This is a genomic window from Lentzea albida (genome assembly GCF_900111005.1).
Taxonomy (GTDB): domain Bacteria; phylum Actinomycetota; class Actinomycetes; order Mycobacteriales; family Pseudonocardiaceae; genus Lentzea; species Lentzea albida.
In genome coordinates this window covers 263,957-283,277 of sequence record NZ_FOFV01000011.1, presented here as the reverse complement: position 1 = coordinate 283,277, position 19,321 = coordinate 263,957, and the positions used below count along the sequence as shown (strand labels likewise).

Annotated in this window: 25 protein-coding genes and 1 pseudogene; 16 read left to right on the top strand and 10 right to left on the bottom strand. The window is 70.1% G+C overall.

Annotated features, from left to right (window positions below; genetic code table 11):
- Nucleotides 1–20 precede the first annotated feature (20 nt).
- From BMY74_RS26830 to BMY74_RS26820, 3 genes are read left to right on the top strand one after another with little or no spacing between them, the layout of a single operon-like run.
- Nucleotides 21–773: a DeoR/GlpR family DNA-binding transcription regulator gene (locus BMY74_RS26830; RefSeq protein ID WP_245786379.1), complete on the top strand. Its 753-nt coding sequence runs from the start codon at nucleotides 21–23 to the stop codon at nucleotides 771–773.
- Nucleotides 770–1,318: an HAD-IA family hydrolase gene (locus BMY74_RS26825; protein ID WP_089920810.1), complete on the top strand. Its 549-nt coding sequence runs from the start codon at nucleotides 770–772 to the stop codon at nucleotides 1,316–1,318. Before BMY74_RS26830 ends, BMY74_RS26825 begins: the two co-directional genes overlap by 4 nt.
- 9 nt (nucleotides 1,319–1,327) lie before the next feature.
- Complete coding sequence (locus BMY74_RS26820) at nucleotides 1,328–2,161, top strand: SCO6745 family protein (protein ID WP_425434860.1); 834 nt, start codon at nucleotides 1,328–1,330, stop codon at nucleotides 2,159–2,161.
- Here BMY74_RS26820 and BMY74_RS26815 read toward each other — a convergent pair.
- The 5 genes from BMY74_RS26815 to BMY74_RS26795 are packed head-to-tail and all read right to left on the bottom strand — an operon-like array spanning nucleotide 2,158 to nucleotide 5,803.
- Nucleotides 2,158–2,694: a vitamin K epoxide reductase family protein gene (locus BMY74_RS26815; protein WP_089920806.1), complete on the bottom strand. Its 537-nt coding sequence runs from the start codon at nucleotides 2,692–2,694 to the stop codon at nucleotides 2,158–2,160. The genes BMY74_RS26820 and BMY74_RS26815 overlap by 4 nt on opposite strands.
- Nucleotides 2,691–3,287, bottom strand: a complete 597-nt coding sequence (locus BMY74_RS26810) for a DsbA family protein (protein WP_089920804.1) — start codon at nucleotides 3,285–3,287, stop codon at nucleotides 2,691–2,693. Before BMY74_RS26810 ends, BMY74_RS26815 begins: the two co-directional genes overlap by 4 nt.
- A gap of 51 nt (nucleotides 3,288–3,338) precedes the next feature.
- Nucleotides 3,339–3,716 (bottom strand): hypothetical protein, encoded by a 378-nt coding sequence (locus BMY74_RS26805; protein WP_089920801.1) that lies wholly within the window; start codon nucleotides 3,714–3,716, stop codon nucleotides 3,339–3,341.
- A gap of 30 nt (nucleotides 3,717–3,746) precedes the next feature.
- On the bottom strand, nucleotides 3,747–5,231 hold the full coding sequence (locus BMY74_RS26800) for a carboxylesterase/lipase family protein (RefSeq protein WP_089920948.1): 1,485 nt from the start codon (nucleotides 5,229–5,231) through the stop codon (nucleotides 3,747–3,749).
- Between the two features lie 5 nt (nucleotides 5,232–5,236).
- Nucleotides 5,237–5,803: a TetR/AcrR family transcriptional regulator gene (locus BMY74_RS26795; RefSeq protein ID WP_089920799.1), complete on the bottom strand. Its 567-nt coding sequence runs from the start codon at nucleotides 5,801–5,803 to the stop codon at nucleotides 5,237–5,239.
- Nucleotides 5,804–5,843: 40 nt separating this feature from the next.
- Here BMY74_RS26795 and BMY74_RS26790 point away from each other — a divergent pair.
- The 3 genes and pseudogenes from BMY74_RS26790 to BMY74_RS26780 all read left to right on the top strand — a co-directional run.
- Nucleotides 5,844–6,659, top strand: a pseudogene (locus BMY74_RS26790) (SDR family oxidoreductase); the annotation flags it as partial.
- Between the two features lie 256 nt (nucleotides 6,660–6,915).
- Complete coding sequence (locus BMY74_RS26785; RefSeq protein ID WP_089920795.1) at nucleotides 6,916–7,557, top strand: hypothetical protein; 642 nt, start codon at nucleotides 6,916–6,918, stop codon at nucleotides 7,555–7,557.
- Nucleotides 7,558–7,598: 41 nt separating this feature from the next.
- Complete coding sequence (locus BMY74_RS26780; RefSeq protein WP_089920793.1) at nucleotides 7,599–7,835, top strand: SDR family oxidoreductase; 237 nt, start codon at nucleotides 7,599–7,601, stop codon at nucleotides 7,833–7,835.
- Between the two features lie 5 nt (nucleotides 7,836–7,840).
- Here BMY74_RS26780 and BMY74_RS26775 read toward each other — a convergent pair whose 3' ends face one another.
- Entirely contained in the window at nucleotides 7,841–8,872 is a 1,032-nt protein-coding gene (locus tag BMY74_RS26775; protein ID WP_089920791.1) for an NAD(P)-dependent alcohol dehydrogenase, read from the bottom strand.
- Nucleotides 8,873–8,964: 92 nt separating this feature from the next.
- Between BMY74_RS26775 and BMY74_RS26770 the strand changes: the two genes are divergently transcribed.
- The 4 genes from BMY74_RS26770 (at nucleotide 8,965) to BMY74_RS45230 (ending at nucleotide 10,919) form a co-directional block, all read left to right on the top strand.
- Nucleotides 8,965–9,543 (top strand): TetR/AcrR family transcriptional regulator, encoded by a 579-nt coding sequence (locus tag BMY74_RS26770; protein ID WP_089920946.1) that lies wholly within the window; start codon nucleotides 8,965–8,967, stop codon nucleotides 9,541–9,543.
- Nucleotides 9,544–9,546: 3 nt separating this feature from the next.
- Nucleotides 9,547–10,503, top strand: coding sequence for a helix-turn-helix domain-containing protein (locus BMY74_RS26765; protein ID WP_143091716.1), 957 nt, complete (start codon nucleotides 9,547–9,549; stop codon nucleotides 10,501–10,503).
- Entirely contained in the window at nucleotides 10,469–10,639 is a 171-nt protein-coding gene (locus BMY74_RS26760) for a DUF397 domain-containing protein (RefSeq protein ID WP_245786378.1), read from the top strand. The genes BMY74_RS26765 and BMY74_RS26760 overlap by 35 nt, the downstream gene beginning before the upstream one ends.
- 103 nt (nucleotides 10,640–10,742) lie before the next feature.
- Nucleotides 10,743–10,919: a hypothetical protein gene (locus tag BMY74_RS45230; protein WP_177229930.1), complete on the top strand. Its 177-nt coding sequence runs from the start codon at nucleotides 10,743–10,745 to the stop codon at nucleotides 10,917–10,919.
- Nucleotides 10,920–10,952: 33 nt separating this feature from the next.
- On the opposite strand, the gene BMY74_RS26750 is transcribed toward BMY74_RS45230, so the two are convergent.
- Complete coding sequence (locus BMY74_RS26750; protein WP_089920783.1) at nucleotides 10,953–11,444, bottom strand: FBP domain-containing protein; 492 nt, start codon at nucleotides 11,442–11,444, stop codon at nucleotides 10,953–10,955.
- A gap of 66 nt (nucleotides 11,445–11,510) precedes the next feature.
- Here BMY74_RS26750 and BMY74_RS26745 point away from each other — a divergent pair, with 66 nt between their 5' ends.
- Nucleotides 11,511–11,786 (top strand): TetR-like C-terminal domain-containing protein, encoded by a 276-nt coding sequence (locus tag BMY74_RS26745; protein ID WP_089920781.1) that lies wholly within the window; start codon nucleotides 11,511–11,513, stop codon nucleotides 11,784–11,786.
- Here BMY74_RS26745 and BMY74_RS26740 read toward each other — a convergent pair.
- Nucleotides 11,737–12,135, bottom strand: coding sequence for a VOC family protein (locus BMY74_RS26740; protein WP_089920779.1), 399 nt, complete (start codon nucleotides 12,133–12,135; stop codon nucleotides 11,737–11,739). The two genes, BMY74_RS26745 and BMY74_RS26740, sit on opposite strands and share 50 nt — an antisense overlap.
- Before the next feature lie 63 nt (nucleotides 12,136–12,198).
- Here BMY74_RS26740 and BMY74_RS26735 point away from each other — a divergent pair, with 63 nt between their 5' ends.
- Together BMY74_RS26735 and BMY74_RS26730 are read left to right on the top strand one after the other, a co-directional pair.
- Nucleotides 12,199–13,119 (top strand): helix-turn-helix transcriptional regulator, encoded by a 921-nt coding sequence (locus BMY74_RS26735; protein WP_089920777.1) that lies wholly within the window; start codon nucleotides 12,199–12,201, stop codon nucleotides 13,117–13,119.
- 21 nt (nucleotides 13,120–13,140) lie between these two features.
- Nucleotides 13,141–13,884 carry a M15 family metallopeptidase gene (locus tag BMY74_RS26730; protein ID WP_089920775.1) on the top strand — a complete coding sequence of 248 codons (744 nt, stop codon included), beginning with the start codon at nucleotides 13,141–13,143 and terminating at the stop codon, nucleotides 13,882–13,884.
- A gap of 9 nt (nucleotides 13,885–13,893) precedes the next feature.
- Here the strand turns inward: BMY74_RS26730 and BMY74_RS26725 are convergent, their stop codons facing one another.
- On the bottom strand, nucleotides 13,894–14,460 hold the full coding sequence (locus tag BMY74_RS26725; RefSeq protein ID WP_089920773.1) for a TetR/AcrR family transcriptional regulator: 567 nt from the start codon (nucleotides 14,458–14,460) through the stop codon (nucleotides 13,894–13,896).
- Between the two features lie 120 nt (nucleotides 14,461–14,580).
- Between BMY74_RS26725 and BMY74_RS26720 the strand changes: the two genes are divergently transcribed.
- Genes BMY74_RS26720 through BMY74_RS26710 form a run of 3 tightly spaced genes read left to right on the top strand, consistent with a single transcriptional unit; the run spans nucleotide 14,581 to nucleotide 18,156 of the window.
- Complete coding sequence (locus tag BMY74_RS26720) at nucleotides 14,581–15,039, top strand: (2Fe-2S)-binding protein (RefSeq protein WP_089920771.1); 459 nt, start codon at nucleotides 14,581–14,583, stop codon at nucleotides 15,037–15,039.
- Nucleotides 15,026–15,988 carry an FAD binding domain-containing protein gene (locus BMY74_RS26715; RefSeq protein ID WP_089920769.1) on the top strand — a complete coding sequence of 321 codons (963 nt, stop codon included), beginning with the start codon at nucleotides 15,026–15,028 and terminating at the stop codon, nucleotides 15,986–15,988. The genes BMY74_RS26720 and BMY74_RS26715 overlap by 14 nt, the downstream gene beginning before the upstream one ends.
- Nucleotides 15,985–18,156, top strand: a complete 2,172-nt coding sequence (locus BMY74_RS26710) for a xanthine dehydrogenase family protein molybdopterin-binding subunit (RefSeq protein ID WP_089920767.1) — start codon at nucleotides 15,985–15,987, stop codon at nucleotides 18,154–18,156. The genes BMY74_RS26715 and BMY74_RS26710 overlap by 4 nt, the downstream gene beginning before the upstream one ends.
- On the opposite strand, the gene BMY74_RS26705 is transcribed toward BMY74_RS26710, so the two are convergent.
- Nucleotides 18,128–19,312: an epoxide hydrolase family protein gene (locus BMY74_RS26705; protein ID WP_089920765.1), complete on the bottom strand. Its 1,185-nt coding sequence runs from the start codon at nucleotides 19,310–19,312 to the stop codon at nucleotides 18,128–18,130. The two genes, BMY74_RS26710 and BMY74_RS26705, sit on opposite strands and share 29 nt — an antisense overlap.
- Nucleotides 19,313–19,321 lie beyond the last annotated feature (9 nt).

Below are 19,321 nucleotides of genomic sequence, written 5' to 3'. Positions count from 1 at the left end.
ACTGTTGTTCAATCGCGATCGTGTCCCGACTGAAGCAGATCTCCGAGGCGGTGCGCGACGCGGGCTCCCTCGGTGTCGCGGAACTGGCGGCGCTGACCGGCGCCTCCGAGATGACCATCCGCCGTGACCTGGAGGTCCTCGCCGCCCAGGGCGTCCTCGAACGCTACCGGGGCGGCGCGCGCAGCCTGTTGCTGCGCGGCTCCGAACCCCCGTTCGCACTGCGCTCGGACGAGAACACGGACGCCAAGCGCCGCATCGCCGCCGTCGTCGCCGGCCTGATCGCGGACGGCGAGTCGGTGGTCCTCGACAGCGGCACCACGTGCCTCGAGGTGGCCCGCCTGCTGCACGACCGGCGCGTGACGGTCATGCCGTTGTCCCTGCATTCGGTGAACGCGCTGTCGTCCTCGTCGTCGGTGACGCTGCTGGTGCCCGGTGGCCGCCCCCGCCCCGGTGAGCTGGCCCTGACCGGGCCGCTGGCGCTCGCCTCGCTGCAGGCGCTGCGCTTCGACACCGCCGTGATCGGCTGCTGCGGCCTGTCCGCCGAGCACGGCCTGACCGCGTTCGACCTGGAGGACGCCTCGGTGAAACGCACCGCCATCGCCTCGGCCCGGCGCGTCATCGCCGCCGTCGACGCCTCGAAGCTGACCCGCACGGCCCTGGCCCACGTGGCCCCGGCGTCCTCCCTGGACGCCGTGGTCACCGACGCCGTGGTCACCGACGCCGCGGGCGACGACGGCCTGACCGCGGCCGGCGTGGCGGTGGTGACGGCGTGATCGTGCTGTTCGACATGTTCGGGGTGATCGCCCGCCACCAGTCCCGCGAGGTCATGGACACGATGAGCACCTCACCGGACTTCTGGGCCGCCTACTGGGAGCACCGCCCCGCCTACGACCGCGGCGACGTGACGGCCGACGAGTACTGGGCGCTCGTGGGCCACCCGCCGCTGGTCGAGCAGGACGTGGCGAGCTGGAGCCGCGTCGACTACGAGATGGTGGCGCTGCTGCACGAGCTGCACAACGCGGACCGGCGCATCGCGTTGCTGTCCAACATCCCCGAGGACCTCGCCCGGCACTTCGAACGCACCTACGCGTGGCTCGAGCTGTTCGAGCTGTGCGCGTTCTCGTGCCGCATTGGCCACGCCAAGCCGGACCGCGCCGCGTTCGAGTGGTGCCGCGACGCGCTGGGCGACGACGACATCCTGTTCGTGGACGACCGCCTGGAGAACGTGCGGGCCGCCGAGCTCGTGGGGATGCGCGGGCACCACTTCACCGGGATCGACTCGTTGCGTCCGGCTTTGGGCGCCGTGAAGCAGGTCTAGATCCATACGATGAGCGCCATGTCGCGCACCGCTCGTCGCATGTTCGAGCTCCTGGAGCCGATCTGCCTCGTCACCTACTTCGCCGACGAGATCAACGAGGAGATGGCCGCGCTCGGCCACCGCACCTACTGGGACGGCTACTTCGCGAGCCGTGCCGCACCACTGGGCCGGGTGCCGGCCGAGGTCGTGCACGCGGCGTTCTACAGCTTCGCCGAGGGCGAGGCGGCCCGGCACATCCCCAGCGCGTGGGAGACGATCCCGCCGGAGGTCTCCCTCGCCGCGTGGCAACGCGCGTCCGCCGCCGCTCTCCGGCGGATCCTGGACGACCTGGCCTCCTCACCGGGCCTGGTGCGCGCGGCCGACCTCACCACGAAGGCCGCGGTCAGCGCGCCCACGGCGGGACGGGTGATGTACGCGGGCATGCGGACGCTGGACATCCCGACCGACCCGGTCACCCGGCTGTGGCATTCCGCCACGATGCTGCGCGAACACCGCGGCGACGTGCACGTGGCGGCGCTCGTCAGCCTCGGCATCGGCGGCACGGAGGCGCACATCGTCTCCGCGATCGCGATGGGCATCCACCCACCCGAGTCGTTCGGCCGCGTCCACCACCTGCCGAAGAAACGCCTGGCCGAGGTCATGAACGGCCTGCGCACACGCGGGCTCGTCACCGCCGACGGCCACTTCACCGACCTCGGGCGCGAGATTCAGGCACGGCTCGAAGCGCTCACCGACGAGCTGGCCGCGCCGCCGTACGAGGCGTTGCCAGCGGCTGAGCTCGACGAACTGGTCGCCGAGCTCGAACCCCTCTCCGCGAGGCTGGTGGCCGCCGGGTCGCGTTAGAACAACGACGACCAGTAGAACCAGAACGCCTGCAACACCCCGGCCGCGATCAGCAGGTACCACAGGATCAGCACGACGCTGTGGTACTGGAACGTCGGCCGGATGTTGCGCAGCGTCGTGTACCAGAAGATCGGGATCGTCACCGCCCACACGACCATGCAGTACGGGCACAGCGCGCCGATCTCGTACAGCGACTGGACGATCAGCCAGTGCACGAACAGCACGCCGAACGTCGTCCCGACCTGCAGCCCGATCCACACCCACGACGGCAGCTCCACGCCGGCGAGCAGCAGCACACCCAGCGTCGTCACCACCGCGAAGCCCGCGATGCCGATCAGCGGGTTCGGGAACCCGAACAGCTCGGCCTGCTCGGTCTTCATGATCGAGCCACAGCTCAGCACCGGGTTGATGCTGCACGTCGGCACGTAGAACGGGTCCTTGAGCAGCGCGATCTTCTCGACCGTCAGCACGAACGAGGCGACCAGCCCGACGAACCCGCCGACGGCCAGCACCCAGGCGACGATCCGGTTCACGAGAGCTCCTCGTCGATCGCGGCCTTCAGCTTGTCGTAGGAGGGCGCGCCGGTGAACTTCGTGCCGTTGATGAAGAACGTCGGCGTGCCCGTGACCCCGGCCTTGCTGCCCTCGGTCCGTTGCGCCAGCACCCGCTCCCGCAACGCCGGGTCGTCCAGCGCCTTCTCGAACGCGGCCTGGTCGAGCCCGAGCTGCTGCGCGAACCCGACGAACACCGCGCGCTGCGACGTCTGCTGCCCGCCCCACTCCTGCTGGGCGTCGAACATCATCCGGAACATGTCGTCCCGCTTGCCCTGTGCGCCCGCCGCCTCGACGGCGACCGCGGCCAGTTCGGCGTTGCGGTGACTCGGGATCGGGAAGTGCCGCACGTCGAACGTTACCCGCTCGCCGTACTCGGTCTTGAGGCGCTCCACGCTCGGGAACGCGGCGCGGCAGGACGGGCATTCGAGGTCGAGGTACTCGACGACGGTGACCTTGCCGTTCTGTGCTTGGGGTGCCGCGGTGGTGTCGTTGCGGCCGAACAGGAGGAACACACCGACCACCACCGCCACGACGGCGATGATGACCAGGGACAGACGAGCGTTCTTGGACATGGCAGAACTCCACGTGTGGCGTCGGGAAGAGGACCGAACTACGGGTTCGGTCTAGGCGCGCAGCACGCAGAGCTGCGCCAGCCGCACTTCCAGCCGGCGTGAAGGGGGAGACGGCACCGAGGGCAGGCGGACCTGGGCCAGTGCGAACGAGCCGGTGCGCCGCAGCACGGCGAACCCGATCAGCACGGCGAGCGCCACCACCAGGCAGCACCCCGCGACCAGGATCCCGTCGAGCATGGCCGACCCCGTGTCCACGTCGTCGGCCACGTAGGCGATCGAGGACGTGGTGGACGTCGGGCACTGCGCGGTCCAGGCGAACTCCGACTCGCACGGAGTGCCCTGCATCATCGCGACGCCGGCGACCAGCGCGAGCACGGCGAAGACCCGCGCGAGATACGCGCGGGTTCGCGAGCTGCGGGTGCCTGGCACGTGGTCCAGGGTAGCGAGCCGCCGCCGTGCCTAGTTCCAGAACCCCAGTCTGTGCTCCGCCGCGTAGTCGACCGGCCCGATCGCCCCCGGTGCCAGCGACTGCACGTACTGCCCCTCCGAGAACCGAGGCCACCCCGGCGAACCACCGCGGGCGAAGTCCGTCCACGCCTTGATCATGTGGTCGGACAGTCCCCGGTCCTTGGCGAAGCCGGAGTCCGGGAACAGGTAGTCGATGTCGGACGAGTGGTTCGCGCCGTGCAGCTCAGGCGGGACGGACGGGTCCGTGAACGCATTGGGGTCAGCGAACTCGAACGCGTAGACGGACGCCTTCTTCGCGTAGAGCGTGTTCTGCTGGAACGTCGAACGTGCCCACATGCGGTCCGTCAGCACGCGGGCCCACGCCTGCTTCGGCGACGCGAACGCGCTGAGCGGGTACTCGCGCTCGATCTCAACCGCGCGGTCGGGGAACGCCTCCCGCAGCAGCCGCGAGTAGTCCTCGGCGGACATCGGGTCCGGGCGGAACAGGCCGACGAAGCTGTTGTGCTCGTCGCGGGTCGCCCCGGCCAGGATCGGCACGTCCGCGAACTCGCCCGCCTCCAACGACTCGGCCGGCGGGCGGGGGAGCAGCGCACCGTCGTAGCCGACGGGCTGGAAGATGTTCATGATCTGCGGATGGTCGAGCAGCTTCTCCACGGGCAGCTGCCGGAGGCACTCGACGTCGGCGCACCCCAGTTCGGAACTGATCTGGGAGCCGATCGCCTGGATCTCCGGCACCGGCCGCCACGCGAGCGACGGCAGTGCCTCCAGGCCCGGGAACCAGGCTTCCTTCGGCACGTCCACCAGCGTGAACGAGCTGTGCATGATCGCCTTGTGGAACAACGGCTCACGCCCGATCAGGTGTGCGCCCACGGTCGTCGCGCCGAACGACACCCCGAACAACGTCACGTTGCCCGGATCGCCGCCGAAACCGGAGATGTTCCGTTGGACCCACTCCAAGGCCGCCCGCTGGTCGAGCAGGCCGAACTCGCCGGAGTGTGCGAGACCCGGCAGGCCGAAGCCGCCGAAGACGCCCATGCGGTAGTTGAACGTCACCACGACGACGTCGCCCTGCCGGGCAAGGCGTTCCGCGTCGAAGTAGTGGCCCGCGCCGATCGCGCCGTCGCCGTGCACCCACACCAGCACCGGCTTGCGGCCGTGCACGGACGGCGTCGTGACGTTGGCGAACAGGCAGTCCTCGTTCGTGCTCTTCGTCTCCGAGTAGCTCGATCCGACCTGCGGACACGGACTTCCGGGCTGTGAGGCGTCCCGCACCCCGCTCCACGACGCCGCCCGCACCGGCGGTTCCCACCGGGCCGCGCGGGCGTACGGAACGCCCTGGAACCGCAGGTGCCCGTCGCGCTGTTCCCCCTTGACCTGCCCGGTGTCGGTCGTGACGACGTCCGGCGGCATGGCTTCCCCCTTCCCGCAGGCGCTGAGCAGCAGCACCGCGGCGATCAACAACGTGCCCCGACGCACGGCGATCAACTCCTCGTCATCAGGTCGACGGCCGCGACCAACTCCCTCTCGCAGACGTCGAGGTCGAGTGACCCGGACCGCAGCACGACGCCGTTGCGCATCGCGAGCACGAACACCGCCATCACGTCCGGGTCGAACGCGCGGAACTCGCCGGCCTGCTGGCCCTGCCTGAGCAGGTCGGCGAGCCCCGCGCGATCGGAATCGGCGATGCCCCCGTCCGTCACCGCCGCGTTGGCCCTGATCCGCAGGAACGCCACCATGTCCGCACGGTGCTCGCGCAGGAAGGCGATGTTGGCGACCAGGAACGCCCGCAACTCCTCACGCGCTCCGGCCTGACCCATCCGAGCGCGCACGAACTCTTGAAAGCGCTCCAAGACGTCCGCGAACACCACGTCGACGAGTTCCTGCTTGTTCCTGAAGTGGTACGAGATCAGCCCCGTGCTGCTCAGCCCCGCACGCGCCGCGATCGCCTTGAACGACGTCTCCGCGTAGTCCAGCTCCGCGATCGTGGCGATCGCCGCCGCCACGATCTGCGCCCGCCGGGCCTGCTCGGTCACGGACTTTGCTCGCATGAGCAAAATTTAGCACGCCTGAGCAAACGCGACGTCCTCCGGCTTCGGCCGCCACCTCGCCGAGCAGCTGCTCGACCGAGGGGACCGCGTCGCCGCCATCGCACGCCGCCTGGAGTCCCTCGACGACCTGGCGGAGCGCCACGGCGACCCGCTCTGGCGCGCCCGGCTGGACGTCACCGACACCGCCGAGCTGCGTGATGTCGTCGACCGCGCGTTCGCCGAGCTCGGCCGGATCGACGTCGTGGTGTCCAACGCCGGCTACGGCCTGTTCGGCGCGGTGGAGGAGCTGAGCGACGAGCAGATCGACCGCCAGATCGCCACGAACCTGACGGCGTCGATCCAGCTCGTCCGCGCCGCCACCCCGCACCTGCGCGCCCAGGGCGGAGGCCGGTTCGTGCAGATCGCGAGCATCGGCGGCCAGATCGCGTTCCCCGCCATGAGCCTCTACCACGCCACCAAGTGGGGCATCGAGGGCTTCATCGAGTCGGCCGCCGCGGAGCTCGCGCCGTTCGGCATCGGCGTGACGCTGGTCGAGCCCGGCATGGCCCGCACCAACTTCGGCACCGGTGCGTTCGCGATCGGCGACGCGCTGCCCGCCTACGCCGACGGCCCGTCCGGCTCCCTGCGCCGCGTCATCTCCGGCGAACTATCCGCGCTGCCCACGCCCGGCGACCCGGCCAAGATCGCCGCCGCGATCATCGCCGCCGCCGACCGGCCCGAGGCACCGCTGCGGCTGACGCTCGGCTCCGACGCCTACGCCCTCGGGACCGCCGCCCTGCGCGGGCGGCTCGACGCCCTCGAGTCCGCCCGCGACCTCGCCCACTCCACCGACGCCGACGACGCGCTCGTCCACTGAGAAGGAGTCCACCACGGTCGACTTCACCGGCAAGACCGTGCTCGTCACCGGCGCGTCCGGAGCGCTCGGGACAGCGCTGGTCCAGCGGTCCACCGAGGCCGGCACCACTGCGGTGGCCGCCGCCGATACCGCGGGCTCACCTCGGTAGGCCATCCTGGTGATCTCCACACCGGTGGCCGCCATCCAGACTGCCCGTGTTGTCGAATGCTTGTGCTCCCGACGGGAGACGCGCAGAGCGGATGCTTCTGGAGGGCGCATGGGTTTCTTGCTGTCCCTGGCGTGTGTCGTGGGCTTGTTCGCGATTCTGGCGGCCGTGCATTCGTTGATCGACGTCCTGCAGCGCAACAACCGGACGCGCTCCCGTGTGGCGGCGATCGACGCGCTCGAACGCCACGTCGGCAAGCCCGGCTGGCGATGGATGCCCGACGACGAGGACGTGCCGGCCGGGCGGATGGACGAGGCCGAGCGGACACGGCACGCGGCGATGGCGGGTACCCACGGCGGACGGACGGTGCGGGTCGCCGTTTTCACGGCGTCCATGCCTGACACGATCTACCAGGGCGTCGCGGTCAGTCGGGCCGTCCTTCCCGGTCTCGTGCTGGTGGTGGACGTGCCGGAGCTGCACGGGAACCTGATGCTGAGCCGGATCCCGGGTTCGCGGCGCTACAGGGTCCTGGGCAGCCTGGAACCGCTTCTGTCAACAGACACGGGCAGGAAGGTGTTCGCGCAGCTCACGTCGTGCACGTCGCCCGCTGTGGACATCCGCGACGGCGTCGCGTGCTTCACCTTCACCGACGTGCGCGTCGCCGATCGGCTCGACGCCCTGATCGTCATGGCCTGCGAGGTCGCCGAGCTCCTCGCGGCAGGGAGGAAGGCGACTCCGCTCGGCGAGGACTGAGCCGGCGCGGGACCCGGTCGTCACGGTGACCGCCAAAGGAACTGGCCCGCGACGGCATCCGCGTCAACGCCGTGCACCCCGGCATCATCGGCACACCGCTCGCCTACGGCCCCGACGGCGAGGAACTCGTGCCCGTCGACAGCTTCGCGATTCCACGCCAGGCCAGTCCCGAGGAGATCGCGGACCTCGTCCTGTTCGCCGCGTCCGACCAGGCGCGGTTCGCGACCGGGTCCGAACTGCTCGCGGACGGCGGCTTCCTGCTCGGACCCGTCGCGTGAACCCGTCAGTCGAGGTCGGACAGGTCGAGCACGAAGCGGTACCGGACGTCACCGCGGTCCAGTCGCTCGAGCGCCTCGCCCACCCGCTTCGACGGCAGCACCTCGACGTCGGCGGTGATCCCGTGGGCGGCGCAGAACTCCAGCATGGCGGCGGTGGCGGGAAGGCCGCCGCTGCCACCGGAGCTCAGCTTCTTGCGCCCGGCGAGCAGGTCCATCGTCTCCACCGTGACGCTGCCGAGGTACCCGACCTGCGTCAACGTCCCGTCGACGGCCACCAGCGCGAGGTAGGGAGCGAGGTCGTGGGCCACGGGGATCGTGTCGACGAGGACGTCGAACGAGTCCCGCGCCGCGGCCGCGCTCTCCGGGTCGGTGGAGACGACGACACCGCTCGCCCCCAGCCGGAACGCGTCCTTCGCCCGCTCCGCCGACCGGCTCACGACCGACACCTCGGCCCCGAGCGCCGCCGCGATCTTCACCGCGAGGTGCCCCAGCCCTCCCAGACCGGCCACCGCGACGCGCATACCCGGTCCCACGTTCAGCGCGCGCATCGGTTCCCACACGGTGATCCCCGCGCACATCAACGGTGCCGCGGCAGCCGGGTCCAGCCCGGACGGCAGGGGATAGGCGAACTTCTCCCGCACGACGTACTCGCGTGAGTAGCCGCCGAGAGTCGTCGTCCCGTCGTGACGGTCCTTGCCGCCGTAGGTGAGCGTCGGGAACTCACGGCAGAAGTTCTCCTGGCCCGCCTCACACATCGAGCATGTGCCACAGGAGTCGACGATGTTGCCAACGGCCACGGCATCGCCGGCCCGGAACACCGTCACGTCCGGACCGACCTCGGTCACGACACCCGTGAACTCGTGTCCCGGCACGAGGACGCCCTCACCGTCGTGCCCGCGCAGGGAGTGCAGGTCGGTGTGGCAGACCCCGCAGAAGTCGACGCGCACCGCGATGTCGTCGCGCCGCAGGTCACGCCGGGAGAGCGGCACCTGGCGCAGCTCGGTGCCGTGGGCCTGCCAGCCGGTGGTGCTTCGCATGACGCTCCTTCAAACAGACTGTTCGGTCTATTTCACGCTAGCCCTCCTCGGCGGCAAAGTAAACCGACTGGTCTGTAGGTAAGGTGTCCGTCATGCCGGACCAGCAGCTGACCGCCCGAGGCGCCGCCACCCGGCAGCGCATCATCGACGTCGCCACCCTGGAGTTCGCCGAACACGGCATCGCCGGGGCCCGCGTCGAACGGATCGTCGCCGCGGCACGCACCAACAAGGCCCAGCTCTACGCCTACTTCGGCAACAAGGACGGCCTGTTCGACGCGATCTTCTTCGCCTCGCTGAAACGCATCGTCGACGTCGTCCCCATCGACGCCACCGACCTCGCGGACTGGGCGGTCCGCCTCTACGACGAGTACCTGGAGAACCCCGAGCTCATCCGGCTCGCCACCTGGACGCGCCTGGAACGCCGGCCCACCGGCCACCTGGTGGCCGACCGCCTCGACGCGCAGAAGCTCCAGGCGATCTCGGAGGCCCAGGCGAACGGCCTCGTGCGCGGCGGCGACCCGTTCGACGTGATGGCCATGGTGATCGCGATGTCGATGGCGTGGTCCCCGGTCAGCAACGTGTACGCGGCGTTTGCAGGCGAGCCCGCGGAGACCCACGAACGCCGGCGCGAGTTCCTGCGTGACAGCGTGCGCCGCGCAGTCGCCCCGTGAGCTTTGGAAATCGTCCAAACAGCATTCTTTCAGGTTGACCTGCGGGGAATGAGTGGAGCCAAACGGAAAAGCGCCCCTACCTTGTTCCGCATGCCTTTGCGGAGATCAACGGTGCGCGGCCGCGAATTCGGTGACGCGATGCGAGCGCTGCTGCGGGCGGCCGACCTGACCAACCGGGCCGCGGCGGAGTTGCTCGGCTGGCAGGAGGCCAAGGTCTCGGAACTGGTCAACGGCAAGGAAGGCGTGAGCGACGTCGACCTGGCCAAGCTGCTGGGCCTGCTGCGCACACCTCCCGCCGAATGCGACCACCTGATGGCGTTGCACCACGACGCCCACATCCGGGATTGGTTGCAGCCCACCGGTTCTGGCGCCCCGAACCGCACCTTGCGAGAACACGAAAAGATCGCGTCGGACATCACCGGCTGGTCGATGAACGTCGTCCACGGCCTTCTGCAGGTGCCCGACTACACCTGGCACCTCGGGCTGGCCAAGCCGCTCGATGAACCCGAGGCGCGCGTGCTGGTCGAGAACCGGGTCGTGCGTCAGACGGCAGTGCTCGACGGCAGCCGGGCCGTCAAGATCTTCATGCACGAGCAGGCCCTGCGACTGCCCGTCGGCGACGCCGGCGTGATGGGGGAACAACTCCACCACCTGCTGCGGCTGTCCGTGCGGCCCTATCTCACTATTCGCCTGATCCCGACCGCGTTCGGGCCGCACGCCGGACTCGCGGGCGACTTCGACCGCCTGAAGTTCAAGAAGATCCCGGAGATCGTCTACGTCGAGAGCGAAGGGGCTAACGTCTTCCTCGAAGATCAAGCTTCTGTCGACCGCTACGAGACCGTCCTCAAGTCACTCGACCGGACGGCGTTGGACGAGGTCGAAACGAGGAAGCTGATCACCAGCATCATCGGTGAGGAGGCTCGTGGTGACCAGGTGGCGGAAGAGCAGCTACAGCGCTAGCGACGGCAACTGCGTCGAGGTGGGGCGTGGCGTCGGCCTGCGGGACAGCAAGTCGCCCTCCGTCGAACTCGCGCTCACCGCCCGCCAGTGGGCACCGCTCCTGCGCATGATCAGGTCCGGCCCCACGGACAGGTGACGCCGACCCGCCGAACGTCGGGTTTGAGCGGATTTCTCACCCAAACGACCGGTTGCGGGTGCATCCTTGTCCTCGACCACCTCAGAGCCGAGGACTGATGACCATGACGAGTGCGACCGCGGCCTCCCGCCACAACTGGGAGTCCGACCTGGAGCGCTACCGGACCAGGGCGGTCCAGGTGCTCGACACGCACCTGCCCGCGACGACCGGCTGCACCGAGTGCGGCGACCCGTGGCCCTGCGCCCGTGCGTGCACGGCCGAGCTGGTCCTCGAACTCTGACACCGGGAACTCTGACACCGGGAACTCCGGCGCCTACGAGTTCACGCGTTCGAGGAACGCGTTGATCCCGGCGTTCATCCGCTCGACCTGCTCGTCGAGCGTGATCGCTTCCTTGAACCGCGCGCCGGGGCCCGCGCTCTTCTTGCCGCGCAGGTAGAGCGAGCACGCCAGGTCGGCGCACACGTAGACGCCGACCGTGTTGCCCAGTTGCCCGGACTTGCCGGCCTTGCGCGCGCTCATCAACGACACGCCGTCACCGGAGTGCGTGGTGAGGCACCACGAGCACATCGTCTTGCGCGCCCGCCCGGCCTGGGCCGCCCTGCGCAGCGCGATGCCGACGAGCCTGCCGTCCAGCTCGGTCACCAGGTACGAGCGGTCGGGTGCGGCGGGGTCGGTCCAGCCCAGGAAGTCCAGGTCGTCCCAGCGCCGTTCGCCCAGGTCCTTGGGCACGTGCATGCGCTTCGCCTCGCCCTTGGTGGAGTTGACGAAGGACGCGCGGATGTCCTGTTCGGTCAGTGGCTTCATGCCTTCGACGCTAGGCTTGCCTATAGGTCTTAGGCAAATCATTAAGGTGCCTAGGAAGGGTGACGGATGGCACGTGCGGGGCTCACGGCCGACCGCCTCACGCGGGCGGCGGCGGAGTTCGCGGACCGCGTGGCCGAGGCGATCGGCGGCCGTTCGGGCGGGGGCTACGACCTGGGGGAACCGGAGCAGACCGACGCCGTCCGGCTGCTGCACAGCACGTTCCACGGGTACGTCTCGCTCGAGCGCGCGGGGGCGTTCCACAGCCACCCGCGCGGGGTCGAGGCGTCGTGGCTCAGGACGTTGGACGCGCTGGGCTCGCTGCTGCGGTCGTGGCCCGCCTGAAGAAGTTGACGAGGTTGCCGTCGGGGTCGCGGACCAGCAGCGACCGGTTGCCCCACGGCATCGTCGTGGGTTCCTGGACGACCTCGACGCCCGTCAGCTTCTCGTGCACGCCCTCCACGTCGTCGACCTCGAACTCGATGATGACGCTGCGGTTCGCGGCCGGTTCGGCCGATCCGGCGGCGAAGAGGGCGACGGTGCGGGTGCTGCCGATCGCGAGGGTCACCGCGGGGCCCTTCAGCTCGGCGAAGTCGTCGTTGGCCCAGGTCGCCGCCGTCCCGGTGGCACGTTCGTAGAAGCCGGCGAGGCGGGCGACGTCGGCGGTGATGATGCGGATCGATGCGAAGTTCATGCCAGGCACGCTAGGAGCAATACCGGACAGAACCCGCCCGGTATTTGCAGCAGAATCAGGAACATGACCCGGCCCATCGCCCGCGTGCTCTCCCTGTTGGAGCTCCTCCAATCCGGAGGCGTCCGCACGGTGGCCGAACTCGCCCAACGGCTCGAGGTCGACGAACGCACCGTGCGACGCTACGTCGACCACCTGCTCGACCTCGACGTCCCGGTCGAGTCGGTGCGCGGACGCTACGGCGGCTACCGCCTCGCACCCGGCTACCGCATACCGCCGCTGATGCTGAGCGACGACGAGGCCCTCGCCGTGCTCGTCGGGCTGACCCCCATGACGGGCACGGCGAGCGAAACCGCGGCCGCGAAGATCCGCCGGGTGCTACCGGCACGATTCGCCCGCAGGCTCGACGCCCTGCTCGGTTCGCTCGCGTCCACGTCACCGGCTTCGACGGGCGTACCGGACGCCGCGGTGCTCCTCGCTCTGGCCGACGCGGTGACGCACCACAGGCCGGTGTCGATCAGGTATGCCTCCCGCGAACGCACAGTGCACCCCTACGGCCTGGTCACGCACGCGGGCCGCTGGTACGTGGTGGGTGCAGACCCGTCGATCGGCGAGCAGCGCACGTTCCGGCTGGACCGGATCGCCTCGGCCAGGACCGTGCCGGGCACGTTCGAGCCGCCGGAGTCGTTCGATCCGGCCGAGCAGCTGCTGACCGGCCTCGCCACCGCCCCGTACCGGCACGAGGTGACGGTGCGGATCGAGGGGACCGTCGAGCAGATCCGCACCCGTCTGCCCGCGAGCGTGGCGGTCGTGGAACCTCTCCCGAAGGGCTGGTGCCGCGTCGAACTGAGGGCGGAACGGCTCGACTGGCTGCCGGGTGTGCTCGCGTCGCTGGACCTGCCGTTCGCGGTGGAGCGGCCGGACGAGCTCCGCGACCTCGTGGCGGCGCTGGCGGATCGGCTCCTGCGGTCTGCTCGGCGGCACTGAGATCCCGCGAAGGCTGCTTGGATGAGCTCCATGCGAGCCCTGCTGCTCTCCCTGCTCCTGACCGCCGCGGTCGCCGCGCCCGCCCACGCCACCAGCGGGTTCGTGGTGCTGAGCGACGTCGACCCCACCATCCGGCACGACATCCGCTACTACACCGCGCACAACTTCGTCGGCACCCGCGTCGACGGCTACCGCGCGCCCCTGTGCATCCTGACCAGGCAGGCCGCGAAGGCGTTGCGAACCGTGCAGCGCCATGTGCTCCGGCAGGGGTACACGCTCAAGGTCTACGACTGCTACCGCCCGCAGCGCGCCGTCGACCACTTCGTGCGGTGGGCGCGCGACCTCGGCGACCAGCGGATGAAGCCCGAGTTCTACCCGCGCGTCGACAAGACCAGGTTGTTCGAGGACGGCTACATCGCCGAGAAGTCCGGTCACAGCCGCGGGTCGACGCTCGACCTGACGATCGTCGAGCTGCCGCCCCGGTACCAGCGGCCGTACGTGCCGGGGGAGCGGCTGGTGGACTGCGCCGCGCCGCACCGGTTCCCCGACAACACCGTCGACATGGCGACCGGCTACGACTGCTTCGACACGCTCTCGCACACCGACGACCCGCGCGTGACCGGGCAGGCGAAGGCGCACCGCCAGTTGCTCAAGGCGGCGATGGCGCAGGCCGGGTTCCGCAACCTGCCCGAGGAGTGGTGGCACTTCACGCTGAACGACGAGCCGTTCCCCGACACCTACTTCGACTTCCCCGTCACGCGCTGAGCCGGGTCGCTAGTCCTTGCGCATGCCGCGCCACAGCAGGTCCACCAGGTCCGCCGTCTGCTCCCGCCAGGACTCGGCGGGGCTGAGGTAGAACAGCCCTCCCAGCGCGCGCAGGACCGTCTGCGGGTCGAGGTCGCTGCGCACGGTTCCGGCGGCGACGTTCGCGGCGACCAGGACCGACACCGCCTCGACCAGGGCCTCGTACGCGTTCGCCGGCAGCTTCGCGGGGGACTTCGTCGCGACCGTCATGGCGTCGGCCAGGCCGCGCTTGGTCATCATGTAGTGCGCCAGGTACTCGCTGGTCCAGCGCCGGAACGCCTCCTGCGGCGGGTGCTCGGCGAGCAGGCGGGGCACCACGTCGACCATGTGCCTGAACTCGCGCTCGTAGACCGCCAGGATGAGCGCCTCCGGGGTCGGGAAGTGGCGGTAGACCGTGCCGACCCCGACTTCGGCCTTCTTCGCGATCGTGTTGAAAGACAGCTCCGCGGAACTCAGGAGCGACTCCGTCGCGACCGCGAGGATCCGCTCGTGGTTGCGCCTGGTGTCCGCCCTGCGAGGGCTGACCGATCCCGTCATCCCTCCCTCCCCTCGTCGCGTGTTGAGACAGCACGTCGGTGCACAGCGGATTCTCATCCGCTACCTTCGAAAAAGGAAGCGGATGACTATCCGTTTCGGACCGCGACGAAGAGAGATCCGGTGGACATCTTTCTCGAAGTCAACGGCAGGACCGAACAGCTGGCCGTCGATCCTGGCGTCACGCTGCAGGACGCGCTGCGCGAACGCCTCGGCCTGACCGGCACCAAGAAGGGCTGTGACCGCGGGCAGTGCGGTGCCTGCACGGTGCACGTCGGCGGCCGCCCCGTGCTCTCGTGCCTCACCCTGGCCGCGACCGTACGGCAACCCGTCACCACCGTCGAGGGACTGGCGACCGGGGACGGACTGCACCCGGTGCAGCAGGCCTTCGTCGACCAGGACGCGCTGCAGTGCGGTTTCTGCACGTCAGGGCAGATCCTGTCGGCGGTGGCCGCGGTGCGCGACGACGTCGGCGACGTCCGGGAGTTCATGTCCGGCAACCTGTGCCGGTGCTCGGCCTACCCGAACATCGTCGCCGCGGTCGAGCAGGCCAAGGCGGTGAGCGCGAATGCGGCAGTTTGAGCTCACGGCGCCCACGACCGTCGACGACGCCCTCGCGACGCGGGGCACGTTCCTCGCGGGCGGCACCACGCTCGTCGACCTGATGAAGCTGGACGTCCTGACGCCCCAGCAGGTCCTGGACATCAACGGCCTCCCGTTGCGCGGCATCGACACCTCGGACGGGCTGCGCTTCGGCGCGCTCGAACGGATGGCCGACATCGCCGCGCACCCCGGCGTGTACCCGGTGGTCTCCCGCGCCCTGCTGCTGAGCGCCTCGCAGCAACTGCGCAACATGGCCAGCATCGGCGGGAACCTGTTGCAGCGCACCCGCTGCACCTACTTCCGCGACGTGGCCATGCCGTGCAACAGGCGCGACCCCGGCAGCGGCTGCCCGGCGATCACCGGCGCGAACCGCATGCACGCCGTCCTCGGCACCAGCGAGCACTGCGTGGCGACCCACGCCAGTGACGTCGCCGTCGCCCTCGTGGCGCTCGACGCCGAGATCACGCTGGTCAGCGAGGACGGGGAACGCGTCGTCGCGCTGGCCGACTTCTACCGCCTGCCCGGTGAGACCCCCGAGGTCGAGAACGACCTGCGTCCCGGTGAGCTGATCACCGAGGTGCGCGTCCCGCGCCTCGACTGGGCGAGCCGCTCCACCTACGTCAAGGTCCGCGACCGCCAGTCCTACGAGTTCGCACTGTGCTCGGCCGCGGTCGCCCTCGACGTCCAGGACGGGCAGATCACCGACGCCCGCGTGGCGGCGGGTGGCGTCGCCACCGTGCCGTGGCGACTGCGCGCCGTCGAGGAGGCGCTGCGGGGCAAGCCGGTCACCCTCGCCTCGTTCGAAGACGCGGCGGCCGAGGCGACCGAGGGCGTCAAGCCGCTGGCCCACAACGCTTTCAAGGGCTCGCTGCTCAAGCGGACCATCATCCGCGCCCTGTTGGAACTCACCGAGGGGGAACTCCGATGACCGCCCGCGTGGACGCGCCGCTCAAGGTCACCGGCCAGGCGCGGTACGGGGCCGACCACTGGTTCCCCGACATGACCTACGGCTACCTGGTGCTCAGCACGATCGCCCACGGCCGGATCGAGGCCATGGACGTCACGAGTGCGAAGAACGCCCCTGGCGTGATCGCCGTCTACACCCCGTTCGACCCGCTGGTGCTGCACAAACCGAGCACGTTCTTAGGGGAGACATGGGTTCCCCTGCAGGACCGCGAGGTCGCCTACTACGGCCAGCCGATCGGTGTCGTGATCGCGGAGACCTTCGAGCAGGCCCGCGACGCGGCGATGCTCGTCGACGCCACCTACGAGGTGCTTCCGGCCGTGACGTCGATGTCCGAGGGGATGGCCACCGCCGAGGACCCGCCCCCGTCGCGGTTCGGTTCGCAGTCGGCGCTGGAGCTGCTCGCGGACGGCGTCGCCTCCATCGAGGACGCGATCGCGGCGAGCCCGGTCGTCGTCGAGGCCACCTACAGCACCGCGCCGCAGAACCACGCCGCGATGGAACCGCACTCCGCGATCGCCACGTGGGAGAACGGCGTCCTGACCGTGTACAGCGGCAACCAGGCGTCGAACCTCCAGGCCGACGAATTGGCCGGCGCGCTGGCCGTCGACGGGGACCGGGTCCGCGCGGTGAACCCGTTCGTCGGCGGTGCCTTCGGCGGCAAGGGGCGCACGTCCGCGCCCGCGTTCCTCGCCGCGGCCGCGTCCAGGGCGCTCGGGCGTCCGGTCAAGGCGGCACTGACCAGGGAACAGGTCTTCACCGCCACCGCGGGCCGCGCCTCGACCGTCCAGAAGCTCACCCTCGGCGCCGACAAGAACGGCATCCTGATCGCCGTGCGGCACGACTCGTGGTGCAGCACCGCGATGGACCGCTCGTTCGTCGAGCCGACCGGGCAGGGCACCTCGGGGCAGTACTACACGACACCGAACCTGTCGCTGAGCCAGAAGATCGTGCCGCTGAACCTGCCGCCGACGACGTTCATGCGGGCGCCCGGCGAGGCACCGGGGTCGTTCGCCCTGGAGAGCGCGATGGACGAACTCGCGGTCGCCCTGGACGTGGACCCGATCGAGCTGCGCCTGCGCAACGCCTCGACGGCACCGATCGGCAAGGACCTGCAGTGGTCGAGCAAGCACCTCGACGAGTGCTTCCGCATCGGCGCCGACCGGTTCGGCTGGAGCGAACGCACCCCGGGCGGGCGGACCGACGGCGACTGGCTCGTCGGGATGGGCACGGCCAGCGCGCTGTTCCCCGCGGGACGCTTCCCGGCCTCGGTCGAGCTCACGCTGCGCGCCGACGGCACCGCGGTGGTCTCCACGAGCGGTGCCGACCCGGGGACCGGTCTGCTGACGGTGCTCGCGCAGGTGAGCGGCGAGTCCCTGGACATCGCGACCGACCGCGTCACGCCCCGGCTCGGCCACTCCACCTACCCGGCGGGCGGGTTCTCGGCCGGCTCGACCGGCACGGCGAGCGCGGGTACCGCGGTCATGGTCGCGGCCGCGCAGGTGATCGACGACCTGCTGGGCCTGGCCACGGCGCCGGGCGCACCGTTCGAGGGCGTCGAGGCGTCCTACGAGGGCGGCGCGGTGGTGGGCGGTGGCCGCACGATGCCGTTCGGTGAACTCCTGCACGCGCTGGGCCGCGAGTCGCTGACCGCCACGGGGACCTCCGCACCGGGCGAGGAGGTCACCAAGCACTCCTTCGGCTCGTTCGGCGCCCAGTTCTGCGAGGTCAGGGTGCACCGGTGGACCCGCGAGGCGCGGGTGACGCGGATGCTCGGCGTGTTCGACGCGGGCCGGATCATCAACGAGAAGACGGCCCGCGGCCAGATCGCCGGCGGCATGATCTGGGGCGTCTCGGCGGCCCTGCACGAGGCCCTGGAGTTCGAGGAGAGCGGGCGGCTCGCCAACGGGGACTTCGCGGGCTACCTGGTGCCGGTCAACGCCGACATCCCGAACGTCGACGTCGAGTTCGTGCACCACCCGGACACCCTGCACAACGCCCTCGGCGCCAAGGGCGTCGGCGAGGTCGGCATCGTCGGGATGGCGGCGGCCGTCGCCAACGCGGTCTACAACGCCACCGGCATCCGCGTCCGGCACATCCCCATCACCATCGAGGACCTGCTGATCGACTGAACGTGCGGCGCAGGTCGCTCACCCACGCCTCGGGGTTCTCCCACGGGATGAAGTGACCACCACGCTCGTGGGCGTTGACGTTGACGTGGTTGAAGTAGCCGGCCATCGGTCCGGACTTGAACGCCTCGACGCGCTGTGAGGCGGTGTGGACGCCGGGCGGGTTCTCGTAGGTGACGAACGTGAGCCCGACCGGCGCCTCCACGACCGGGACGCGGTCGTGGGCGGGGGTCCACGGGTAGCGGTTGGCGTTGGCGTAGTAGCGCAGGGACGTGCCGATGGAGTTGGTCGCCCAGTAGATCGTCGCGTGCGTGAGCAGGTCGTCCCTGGTGAAGACGGACTCGAGGTCGCCGTCGCTCCACGCGTTCCAGCGCTCCAGCAGCCAGGCGAGCAGACCGGCGGGGGAGTCGCTGAGACCGTGCGCGAGGGTGGCGCCGTCGAGCACGTGCACGTTCAGGTGCGTGGCGAAGCGGTGGTCGAGCTCGATCGCGCGGGCGCGCAGGTCCGGGTCTTCGGGGAGCGCGCGGCCTCGGGTGAGGTCCCAGGCGCGGTCACCGGTGAAGAAGTCGAGCGGCAGGCCGGAGCCGATGTGGATGCCGTACAGGGAGTCCGCGTACTTGTGGCCGAGCTGGCTGGTGACGATGCCGCCGATGTCGCAGCCTGCCGCGGCGTACTTCTCGTGGCCCAGCGTCTCGGTCATGAGGGTGTGCCAGAGATCCGCGACCTTCCAGAAGTTCACGTCCGGGAAGCCGGTGAGCGGGCCGGGGAAGCCGAAGCCGGGCAGCGACGGCACGATCACGTCGAAGTCGTCGGCGAGCGGGTCGACCACCTTCGACCAGTGCCAGAACGTCCACGGCCAGCCGTGCGTGAGGATCAGCGGGACCGGGTCGCGGCCGCGGCCGGGGTTGCGCATGAAGTGGACCGGGACGCCCGCGACGGTCACCTCGTAGTGCTCGTAGGCGTTGATCGCCGCCTCCGCCCTGCGCCAGTCGAAGCCGTCGCGCCAGTAGGCGACCAGCTCTCCGAGGTAACTCGCCGGGACGCCGTAGGACCAGTCCTCGTTGCCCTCGTCCAGCGGTGGGCGGGTCACCGCCAGACGAGCGCGCAGGTCGTCGAGGACCTCGTCGGACACGTGAATCGGCGTGGGTTCCAGGGTCACGCCCCGACG

What these genes read in the sequence shown, in the direction of transcription:
- BMY74_RS45230 (WP_177229930.1), top strand. Translation starts at nt 10,743, where the DNA reads ATGACGAGTGCGACCGCGGCCTCCCGCCACAACTGGGAGTCCGACCTG.
- BMY74_RS26775 (WP_089920791.1), bottom strand. Translation starts at nt 8,872, where the DNA reads ATGCGAAGCACCACCGGCTGGCAGGCCCACGGCACCGAGCTGCGCCAG.
- BMY74_RS26810 (WP_089920804.1), bottom strand. Translation starts at nt 3,287, where the DNA reads ATGTCCAAGAACGCTCGTCTGTCCCTGGTCATCATCGCCGTCGTGGCG.
- BMY74_RS26820 (WP_425434860.1), top strand. Translation starts at nt 1,328, where the DNA reads ATGAGCGCCATGTCGCGCACCGCTCGTCGCATGTTCGAGCTCCTGGAG.
- BMY74_RS26795 (WP_089920799.1), bottom strand. Translation starts at nt 5,803, where the DNA reads ATGCGAGCAAAGTCCGTGACCGAGCAGGCCCGGCGGGCGCAGATCGTG.
- BMY74_RS26730 (WP_089920775.1), top strand. Translation starts at nt 13,141, where the DNA reads ATGAGCTCCATGCGAGCCCTGCTGCTCTCCCTGCTCCTGACCGCCGCG.
- BMY74_RS26735 (WP_089920777.1), top strand. Translation starts at nt 12,199, where the DNA reads ATGACCCGGCCCATCGCCCGCGTGCTCTCCCTGTTGGAGCTCCTCCAA.
- BMY74_RS26710 (WP_089920767.1), top strand. Translation starts at nt 15,985, where the DNA reads ATGACCGCCCGCGTGGACGCGCCGCTCAAGGTCACCGGCCAGGCGCGG.
- BMY74_RS26750 (WP_089920783.1), bottom strand. Translation starts at nt 11,444, where the DNA reads ATGAAGCCACTGACCGAACAGGACATCCGCGCGTCCTTCGTCAACTCC.
- BMY74_RS26715 (WP_089920769.1), top strand. Translation starts at nt 15,026, where the DNA reads ATGCGGCAGTTTGAGCTCACGGCGCCCACGACCGTCGACGACGCCCTC.
- BMY74_RS26725 (WP_089920773.1), bottom strand. Translation starts at nt 14,460, where the DNA reads ATGACGGGATCGGTCAGCCCTCGCAGGGCGGACACCAGGCGCAACCAC.
- BMY74_RS26745 (WP_089920781.1), top strand. Translation starts at nt 11,511, where the DNA reads ATGGCACGTGCGGGGCTCACGGCCGACCGCCTCACGCGGGCGGCGGCG.
- BMY74_RS26785 (WP_089920795.1), top strand. Translation starts at nt 6,916, where the DNA reads ATGGGTTTCTTGCTGTCCCTGGCGTGTGTCGTGGGCTTGTTCGCGATT.
- BMY74_RS26770 (WP_089920946.1), top strand. Translation starts at nt 8,965, where the DNA reads ATGCCGGACCAGCAGCTGACCGCCCGAGGCGCCGCCACCCGGCAGCGC.
- BMY74_RS26740 (WP_089920779.1), bottom strand. Translation starts at nt 12,135, where the DNA reads ATGAACTTCGCATCGATCCGCATCATCACCGCCGACGTCGCCCGCCTC.